General features: G+C 73.2%; 7 protein-coding genes, 2 pseudogenes and 1 riboswitch. Of the genes and pseudogenes, 2 read left to right on the forward strand and 7 right to left on the reverse strand.

Translation table 11 applies throughout. The features are described 5' to 3' along the window. The 5 genes and pseudogenes from AOK09_RS05805 to AOK09_RS05825 form a co-directional block, all read right to left on the reverse strand. Positions 1-341 (reverse strand): annotated as a pseudogene (locus AOK09_RS05805) (hypothetical protein); the annotation flags it as partial. A gap of 237 nt (positions 342-578) precedes the next feature. Then, positions 579-1634 carry a C40 family peptidase gene (locus AOK09_RS05810; RefSeq protein ID WP_055586037.1) on the reverse strand — a complete coding sequence of 352 codons (1056 nt, stop codon included), beginning with the start codon at positions 1632-1634 and terminating at the stop codon, positions 579-581. 10 nt (positions 1635-1644) lie between these two features. After that, positions 1645-1796, reverse strand: a riboswitch (cyclic di-AMP (ydaO/yuaA leader). A 305-nt stretch (positions 1797-2101) separates the two neighbouring features. Next, complete coding sequence (locus AOK09_RS05815) at positions 2102-3133, reverse strand: C40 family peptidase (protein ID WP_055586038.1); 1032 nt, start codon at positions 3131-3133, stop codon at positions 2102-2104. A 117-nt stretch (positions 3134-3250) separates the two neighbouring features. Next, complete coding sequence (locus AOK09_RS05820; protein ID WP_055586042.1) at positions 3251-4606, reverse strand: NYN domain-containing protein; 1356 nt, start codon at positions 4604-4606, stop codon at positions 3251-3253. A 374-nt stretch (positions 4607-4980) separates the two neighbouring features. After that, positions 4981-5250: a hypothetical protein gene (locus tag AOK09_RS05825; protein ID WP_055586039.1), complete on the reverse strand. Its 270-nt coding sequence runs from the start codon at positions 5248-5250 to the stop codon at positions 4981-4983. 172 nt (positions 5251-5422) lie between these two features. Between AOK09_RS05825 and AOK09_RS05830 the strand changes: the two genes are divergently transcribed. After that, positions 5423-6250 carry a rhomboid family intramembrane serine protease gene (locus tag AOK09_RS05830; protein ID WP_055586040.1) on the forward strand — a complete coding sequence of 276 codons (828 nt, stop codon included), beginning with the start codon at positions 5423-5425 and terminating at the stop codon, positions 6248-6250. Between the two features lie 57 nt (positions 6251-6307). After that, entirely contained in the window at positions 6308-6589 is a 282-nt protein-coding gene (locus AOK09_RS05835; RefSeq protein ID WP_055586041.1) for an Lrp/AsnC family transcriptional regulator, read from the forward strand. 118 nt (positions 6590-6707) lie between these two features. Here the strand turns inward: AOK09_RS05835 and AOK09_RS05840 are convergent. Together AOK09_RS05840 and AOK09_RS41765 are read right to left on the reverse strand one after the other, a co-directional pair. Beyond that, on the reverse strand, positions 6708-7621 hold a 914-nt coding region (locus tag AOK09_RS05840), incomplete at its 5' end, for an aminotransferase class V-fold PLP-dependent enzyme (protein WP_245687140.1). Positions 7622-7623: 2 nt separating this feature from the next. Then, positions 7624-8073 (reverse strand): annotated as a pseudogene (locus AOK09_RS41765) (aminotransferase class V-fold PLP-dependent enzyme); the annotation flags it as partial. Positions 8074-8106 lie beyond the last annotated feature (33 nt).

An 8106-nucleotide genomic window follows, 5' to 3' on the forward strand; every position in this document is an offset into this window, starting at 1 on the left:
GGGTCGGAGGAGAGCATCAGCTGCACCGCGGGGTCGATGCCGCCCGAGCGGTACTGGGCGTCGGCGACCCGGGAGAGGCTGCCGAGCATCCGGTTGAGCTCGTCGCGGCCGCGGGCCACCTCGTCCTGGAGCGCGGCGGACTCCGTACGCAGCCGCTGGAGGCGTTCACGGGCGCCGTCGTACCGCTCGGCTGCGGACTCGGCCTCCGTGTACAGCTGGTCGACCTGCTGCTTGACGTCGGCCTCGGTGGCCCGGTGGCGGTGCGCCCCGGGGTGGCCGGGCATCGCCTGGGCTGCGGCGCCGGAGAGGGCCAGGGCGGTGGCTGCTCCTGCGGTGAGCACGGCGACTCGTGCCCGGCCCGGAGTTCTGGGACGGCGGTGGGTGGCCAACGCGGTTGCGCTCCCTTCGTCCTGACCGCCGCCGTGGGAGGTGGCAGTCCGAGCGCAGACGTTAGCGAGCCAGGTCCGAAGTGTCCAACTTGCCGTTAATAGTAAGTTACGACCGTCTTTCAGTACCCGCGCGGACGACAAGGGCCCGACCCCCGCCGGGGATCGGGCCCTTGTCTTGCTGACGTCTCGTCAGATGCGCACGATCTTGGCGATCGGCATCACGCTGGCGGACTCGTAGCGGACCACCGCGCCGGTGTGCGGGGCGTGGATGATCTGGCCGTTGCCGACGTACATGCCGACGTGGCTCATGCCGCTGTAGTAGATGATCAGGTCGCCGGGCTTGGCGTTGGCCAGGCCGTTCACCGTCGTACCGGCACCGGCCTGCGCCTGCGAGGTACGCGGCAGCGAGACGCCGGCCCGCGCATAGGCCCACTGCATCAGACCGGAGCAGTCGAAGGAGGAGGGGCCGGTGGCGCCGTAGACGTACGGCGAACCCAGCTTGCTCTCCGCAGCCGCGATGGCGGCGGCGGCGTAGCTGGAGGCGGCGCCCGCGGTGCTGGTGGTGCCGCCGATGCTGACGCGGGGGGCGGAGCGGGAGGCGCGCTCGTTGGCGGCGTCCTCAGCGGCCTGCAGCGCGGCGCGCTCAGCCGCAGTGAGGGAGTTGAGCAGTGCCCGCGCCTTGGAGAGCTTCTGCTGGACCTCGCTCTTGGCGGACCGCAGCTCCTTGGCGGTGGTGTCCAGCTCGGCCAGCTTGTCCTGCGCCTCGGCCTTGTCCTGGTCGAGCTTGCGCTGCTTCTCCTGCAGTTCCTTGAGGGTGCCGGTCTGCTGGGCGCTCAGCTGGTCCAGCGACGAGGCCTTGTCCAGGAACTGGCTGGGGTCCGAGGAGAGCATCAGCTGGACGGTGGGGTCGATGCCGCCCGAGCGGTACTGCGAGGAGGCGAGCTGGCCCAGCGTGCCCTGCATCGAGGAGACCTCGGCCTGCTGGCGCGCGACCTGGTCCTGCAGGTTGTTGACCTGCTTCTGCAGCTGCTGCTGCTTCTCCTTGGCGCCGTCGTACTTCTCCGTGGCGACCTCGGCCTGCTCATTGAGCTTGTCGACCTGGGCCTTCACCTGGTCCTTGGTCGGCTTGGGAGCCGCACTGGCGGCGCCGGCCTGGGCCGATATGGCCACGGCGGTCGCGGCGGCGGCGGTGAGTACGGAGATGCGAGCGCGACTGGGTTGCTTGGGACGGCGGTGGGACGCCACGAAGGCGGGCTCCTTCTTCCAACAGCCGCCTACCGGGTGAGCTGACGGGTTCGGGCCGGAAGCATGCCCTACGACGCCTCAGCCGGCTGCACAGCCGGCCCTGACGCCGATTCACCCCGAGGAAGTGGTTCCCCGGCTCCGATCCGACGGCATCCCCTGTAGAGCAGTGACCTGCTCTGCCGCATCTCGAACTCGGCGGGAGCCTCCGCCGTCATCCGGGTTGGGTGATCACCTCGCGGTGGCTCGAGCCCAGACACTAGTAACTGAACTGTGATCCGTTCAAATCCTTGTAGGTAAAAAGTCTGATCGCGGGCAAGATTCCTTCGAAATGCCACCGCGGGTAGCCGGGGCATGACCCAGAGCTGACTGTTGCCGCCATGCACCGGACAGGCCTCAGGCCCGGCATGTCCGAATTGCCGGGCCTGATCACATTGCTGAATATCCGTATGGAATCGTCCGATAAAGAATCAGACGATGCGTCGGATGGTGTAGATCGGCATGGAACTGGCCGACACCACCTCGACCACCCTGCCCGGCTTGGGGGCGTGCACCACCATCCCGTTGCCGATGTACATGCCCACATGGGCGCCGCCGTAGTAGATGATCAGGTCACCCGGCTGCGCCTGGGCGAGTGAGGGCACCCGCACACCCACGCCGCCCTGGGCCGAGGCGATCCGCGGCAGCGACACCCCGGCCTGGGCGTAGGCCCACTGGGTCAGCCCCGAGCAGTCGAAGCTGGACGGCCCCTCGGCGCCGCTCACATAGGGATCGCCGCGCCGGCTCAGCGCGGCCTGCACAGCCACCCCCGCCGCGCCGGAGGCCGGCGGCAGGCTGCTGAGGTCGACCCGGTCGGAACCGCGCGAGGCCCTGGCGTCCGCGGCCTCCAGCGCCGCACGCTCCTGCGCGGTGAGGGAGTTGAGCAGCGACTGCGCCTGGTGCAGCCGCGACTGCATCTCGGCCTTGTTGGCCCTGAGCGCCGCGGTGGTGCGGTCCAGCTCCGCCAGCGTCGCCGCGGCCTCCGCCTTCTGCTGGTCCAGCCTGCGCTGCTGCTCCTGGAGCAGCCGCAGCGCATCCGCCTGCTGGTTGCTCACCTGGTCCGTGGACGCCGCCTTGGCCAGGAAGTCGTCCGGGTCGGAGGAGAGCATCAGCTGGACGGTGGGGTCGATGCCGCCCGAGCGGTACTGGGCCGCGGCCAGCGACCCCAGACCGGCCTCCAGCTTGCTCACCGCGGCCTGCTGGCGGGCCACCTGGTCCTGCAGCTGGGTGGCTTGCTCGCGCAGGTGCTTGAGCTTCTCCTTGGCGCCGTCGTACGACTCGGTGGCCGCCTCGGCCTCCTCGTACAGCTTGTCGACCTTCGCCTTCACCTGGTCCTTGTTCGGCTTGGGCGCCGCGTTGGCGGCACCGGCCTGGGCGGAGATGGCGACGGCGGTCGCAGCCGCCGCGGTGAGAACCGAGATCCGGGCACGGCTCGGCTGCTTGGGACGGCGGTGGGACGCCAAGGGGGGTGCTCCTTAATCCTGCGAACACCACTCGTCGGAGTGACAGTCGGGGCGGAGGTTTGACGTCAGACCATAGTGAAGATCGCGTCGCCGGCCAAGCCCCGGGGGTGTCGCGGCTCAGGTACGCGCCAGCCGCCTCAACAGCAGCGCGGAGGAGACCGGCCGCGCCCCCGCCCGGCGCACCCCGTCCGCGACCTCCCGGTCGGAGGAGACCACCACCACCGGCCTGCCGTGCGGCTCGGCCCGCACCAGCCGCCGGATCAGCTCATCCGCCGTCTCCCCGGTGCGGCTGAACCGCACCCGCACCCCGCGCGGCGGAGCCATGATCACCGGCGCGTCCAGGTCCTGCCCGTCGAAGACGCAGGTCACCTCGGCGCCGCTGTGCGCCGCCAGCATGGACAGACCGCCCAGCAGCCGGATGCGCTGCTGCTCCAGCGGCAGGGTGGGATAGCCGGTCTTGGTGACGTTGTAACCGTCCACCAGCAGATGCACCTGCGGCAGGGCCAGCAGCTGGTCCAGCAGCGCCGGGTCGTCCTCGGAGAGCGCCCTGCGGGCCACGTCGTGCGGAGAGGCCGAACCCGGGGCCACCGCCTCCACCATGTCGGCCGGACGCAGCCGGGTCACCGGCAGCGCCAGCTCACGCTGCAGGCCCTGGGCCGCGTGCAGCACCGTGTCCAGCAGCAGCCGCAGCCGCATCTCCTCCACGCTGCGACCCTCACGGGCCGTGCGGCGGCCGGCCTCCAGGGCCGACTCCACCTCGGAGATGCGGTGCCGCAGCCGTCGCGCCTCGCCCTCCGCGGCGGACCGCTCCGTCTGCGCCGCCGTACGGGCCGCCTCGAGCTCCGCGGTCACCTTGCGGGTCGCCGCCTCGGCCCGGCGGGTGTCGCTCTCCAGACTCCGCAGTCTCTTGCGCAGTCCCTCGGCCTCCCTCCGGGCGGCGTCCAGTTCGCTGCGCATCCGCTCCGCCTCAGCGCGGGCGGAGGCCCGCAGCGCGGTCAGCTCCCCCTGAAGTTTCTCCACCAGGCGGACCGCCTCCGCGGCCGTGCCCTCGGCCTCGGCCCGCTCGGCCTCCTCCCCGGCCTCCGCCACCAGCCGGCTCCAGCCCGGCGACCGGATCAGATAGGAGGCCGCAGCCACATCCATCGGATCCGCGGCGGCCGGGGCCGCTCCGCCCTCGAGCGCCTTCACCAGCTCGGGCTGGCCGAGCCGCAAGCGGTCCGCTATCCGCAGCCGGAACAGCGGCTCCGCCTCCAGGGCGGCGGCCAGCGCCGTACCCGCGTACCTCGCCCGCCGGGCGGCGGTGAACTTGGCGTACGGGCGCAGGCTCGCGGGCAGCTCAGCGACGGGCAGGGCGCCCAGGGCGTCCGACGCGATCCCCACCACCCGGCGCCGTACCCCCTCGGGCAGCGGCCGGTCCAGCCGCTCGTCCTCGCCGTCGGCCTCGCCGTCGGCGGCATCCCCGTCGGCGCTCACCGGGGCCTCCCCGTCCGCGGCAGCGTCTGCGCTCCCCGGGGCCTCGCCGTCGGCGCTCACGGGGGCGCCCTCATGGGCGGCGGGGACAGCGGGGTCGGGAGCGCCGGGATCCGAGCCGGATGCGCCGTCCGGGCCGCGGCCGCCGGAGCCCGCCGCGTCCGTCCCGCCCCCGACGGCAGCGGACGCCTCCGGTACCGCGGGCTGCCGACCCTGCGGTCCGGCGGCCGATCCAGCTCTCTCCACCACGTCCACGACTCCGCTCCGTCTCGTCCGGCGCCTCCCCGTACACCGCCACCTACGATTCTCCCGCGTGCCGGTTCCTGCCCGGCAGGGTGCCGCCCGAACCTTTGCGGGCCCTGGGCGGCACCCCCTGGTCAGTCCTGGCCGGGCTCCCCCGGGGCCTGTCCCGCGCCGGCACCCGGGCGGTCGACCAGCTCCACCTGGTCGACGGCGTTGCACCAGCGGCACTGCACCGCCTCCACGGTCTCGCTGAGCACCTCACGCTCCTCCACTCTGGACTCACCGGCCAGGTCGAGGTGGATGAACTCCTTGACCCGGGAGGCCCGGGTGACGTCGAAGCGGGTCAGGTTGCCGCACAGGGTGCAGCGCCACCGGGTCCCAGGGGTGGGCAGCGGGACAGGCATCTGGATGGTCCTCTCGGTCGTCCCGGACGATCGCGTACGCCAAACCCTAGGCCCTGCGGCACCTGCGGTGGGCAGGACGTTCGCACCTCGGGACGGCCGTTCCGCCCCGGCCGCTCGCCCGTCCGCAGCACCCGCGGTGTCGCCGGGTGCCCACGGAGGAATGCTCCGAACCATGGTGATCCCGGTCCACGACGAGCATCAGTTCCGGCGTCCGCCACTGGTGACCTATGCGCTGATCGCGGTGAACACCGTGGTCTTCGCGGTCGGCCCGTCGTCCGGCCTCGACCCGCTGTACGGCCCCGCCGGGCAGCGCGCCTGCGCCCAGCAGCGCTACGACCAGCGGTGGGGCGCGGTCCCCAGGGAACTGCTGGACAACCGGGTCCTCACCCCCGACCGGGTGCCCCCGCCGCCGCCGGGCACGCCCCGCTGCCCGCCACCGGCGGCCGGCCCCACCGGCAAGGTGCCCGCGCTCTCCGTGGTCACCTCGCTCTTCGTGCACGGCGGCTGGCTGCACCTGCTGGGCAACCTGCTCTTCCTCTTCGTCTTCGGCAGCACCGTGGAGGAACGCCTCGGCCGCGCCCGCTTCCTGGCCTTCTATCTGGGCGTCGGAGTCCTGGCCACCTACGGCTACGCCCTCGCGCAGCAGCACACCGCGGACGCCTACCGCACCCTGATCGGCGCCTCCGGGGCCATCGCCGGAGTGCTGGGGGCGTATCTGCGGCTCCACCCGCGGGCCCGGGTCACCAGCCTGGTGCCGCTGCTGCTCTTCCTGCCGCTGCGCTTCCCGGCCTGGCTGGTGCTGGGGCTCTGGTTCGCGGCGCAGTGGTGGTGGGCCAACTCGGCGGACGACTCGGCGCCGGGGGTCGCCTATCTGGTCCATGTGATCGGCTTCGCCGCCGGGTTCCTCTGCTCCTGGGCGGTGCGCCGCGGCGGCGCGGGGGCGCCGCCGGTGGCGGCCGCATCCGCGCCGCGCCGCGGGGCCGACCCGGGCCCCGCCTGATCCACCGGCCTCGTTACGCTGACCGGACAGCCCTGCCCACCTGATCAGGAGACCCGTGTGATCACCGCGATCGTGCTCATCAAGACCACCGTCGACCGGATCCCCGAGATCGCCGAGACGGTCGCCGCGCTGGACGGCGTGAGCGAGGTCTACTCCGTCACCGGCACCTACGACCTGGTGGCGATGGTGAGGGTGCGCCGGCACGAGGACCTGGCCGACGTGATCCCCGGACACCTCAACAAGGTCCCGGGTGTGCAGCACACCGAGACCCACATCGCCTTCCGCACCTACTCCCAGCACGACCTGGAGGCCGCGTTCGCCCTCGGGCTCGACGAGTAGCGGCCGCCCCCCGGACCGCGGACGGGCGGGCGGGCGGTCCCCTCAGGGGCCGCCCGCCCGGTGGGGCCCGCGCGGGCCCCGCAGTCCTGGCCCACCCGGGTCGTACCCGGGTCGCCGGTCAGGCGCGGCGGCTGTCCGGGACGCAGCGGCCGCCCTCGGTGCGGTACGACCAGCGGGCACCCTGGCTGACCAGCTCCCGCACCGCCCCCAGGAACCGCTCCAGGTGCTCGTCCGGCGTACCGGCGCCGAAGCTCACCCGGATGGCGTTCAGGCTGCGCTCCCCCGGCAGCGACGGCTCCGGGGAGCCGCACTGCGAGGGCGCGTCCTCGGTCCCGCCGAGCAGCGTCCGCACCAGCGGGTGCGCGCAGAACAGCCCGTCCCGCACCCCGATGCCGTACTCGGCGGAGAGCGCAGCGGCGAAGTGCGAGCTGTTCCAGCCCCGGACCACGAAGGAGAGCACCCCCACCGTCGGGTGGTCCGGCCCGAACAGGCCGAGCACCTGCACCTGGGGCACCTCCGCCAGTCCCTCCCGCAGCCGGGCCAGCAGCTGCCGCTCACGGGCCTCCAGCGCCTCGAAACCCGCCTCGGTCAGCGCCCGGCAGGCCGAGGCCACCGCGTAGGCGCCGATGACATTGGGCGAGCCGGCCTCGTGCCGGGCCGGGCCGCTCTGCCACGCCACCTGGATCCCGCCGTCCTCGTCCCGGGCCACGGTGCGGCTGGCGCCGCCGCCGGCCAGGTACGGCTCCGCCGCGTCCAGCCAGTCGCTGCGGCCGGCCAGCACACCCGCGCCGAACGGGGCGTAGAGCTTGTGCCCGGAGAAGGCCACCCAGTCCACGCCCAGCTCGCGGACCGACACCCGGTGGTGCGGGGCGAGCTGGGCCGCGTCCAGGACCACCCGGGCACCGTGGTGGTGGGCGGCCTCGGCGAGCTCGGCGATCGGCCAGATCTCCCCGGTGACGTTGGAGGCGCCCGTGACACAGAGCAGCTTGGGCCCCTCCGGTGCCGCCTGAAGCGCCGCGACCAGGGTCTCCANNGTCGCGGCGCCAGGGCAGCAGCGAGGCGTGGTGCTCGGTCTCGAAGGCGAGGACCCGGGTTCCGGCGGGCAGCGCCGCGGCCAGCAGGTTGAGCGAGTCGGTGGTGGAGCGGGTGAAGACGACCTGGTGGTCCTCGGGGAGGTCGAGGAAGTCCGCGACGGTACGGCGGCTCTGCTCGAAGAGGTCGGTGGAGAGCTGCGAGAGGTACCCGGCGCCCCGGTGCACGCTGCCGTAGTAGGGCGCGTACGCGGCGACGTCGTCCCAGACCCGCTGCAGGGCGGGGGCGCTGGCGGCGTAGTCGAGGGCCGCGTAGGTCACCTTCTCACCGCTGACCAGCGGGACCTCCACGGTCTGGCCGAGGACGGGCAGCGGGGCGCAGACGGCGGGCGCGCAGTCGGCGGTGGCGGGGGCGCAGTCGGCGGTGGCGGCGGTGAGGGGCTGGGCGGTCATGGCGGGCTCCTGGGGCGAGGGCGAGGGTGCGCG

The organism is Peterkaempfera griseoplana, assembly GCF_001418575.1.
GTDB classification, from domain to species: domain Bacteria; phylum Actinomycetota; class Actinomycetes; order Streptomycetales; family Streptomycetaceae; genus Peterkaempfera; species Peterkaempfera griseoplana.

Bases quoted from the DNA above. Each gene is read 5' to 3' on its own strand.
- AOK09_RS05830 (WP_055586040.1), top strand. From the start codon at position 5,423: ATGGTGATCCCGGTCCACGACGAGCATCAGTTCCGGCGTCCGCCACTG.
- AOK09_RS05825 (WP_055586039.1), bottom strand. From the start codon at position 5,250: ATGCCTGTCCCGCTGCCCACCCCTGGGACCCGGTGGCGCTGCACCCTG.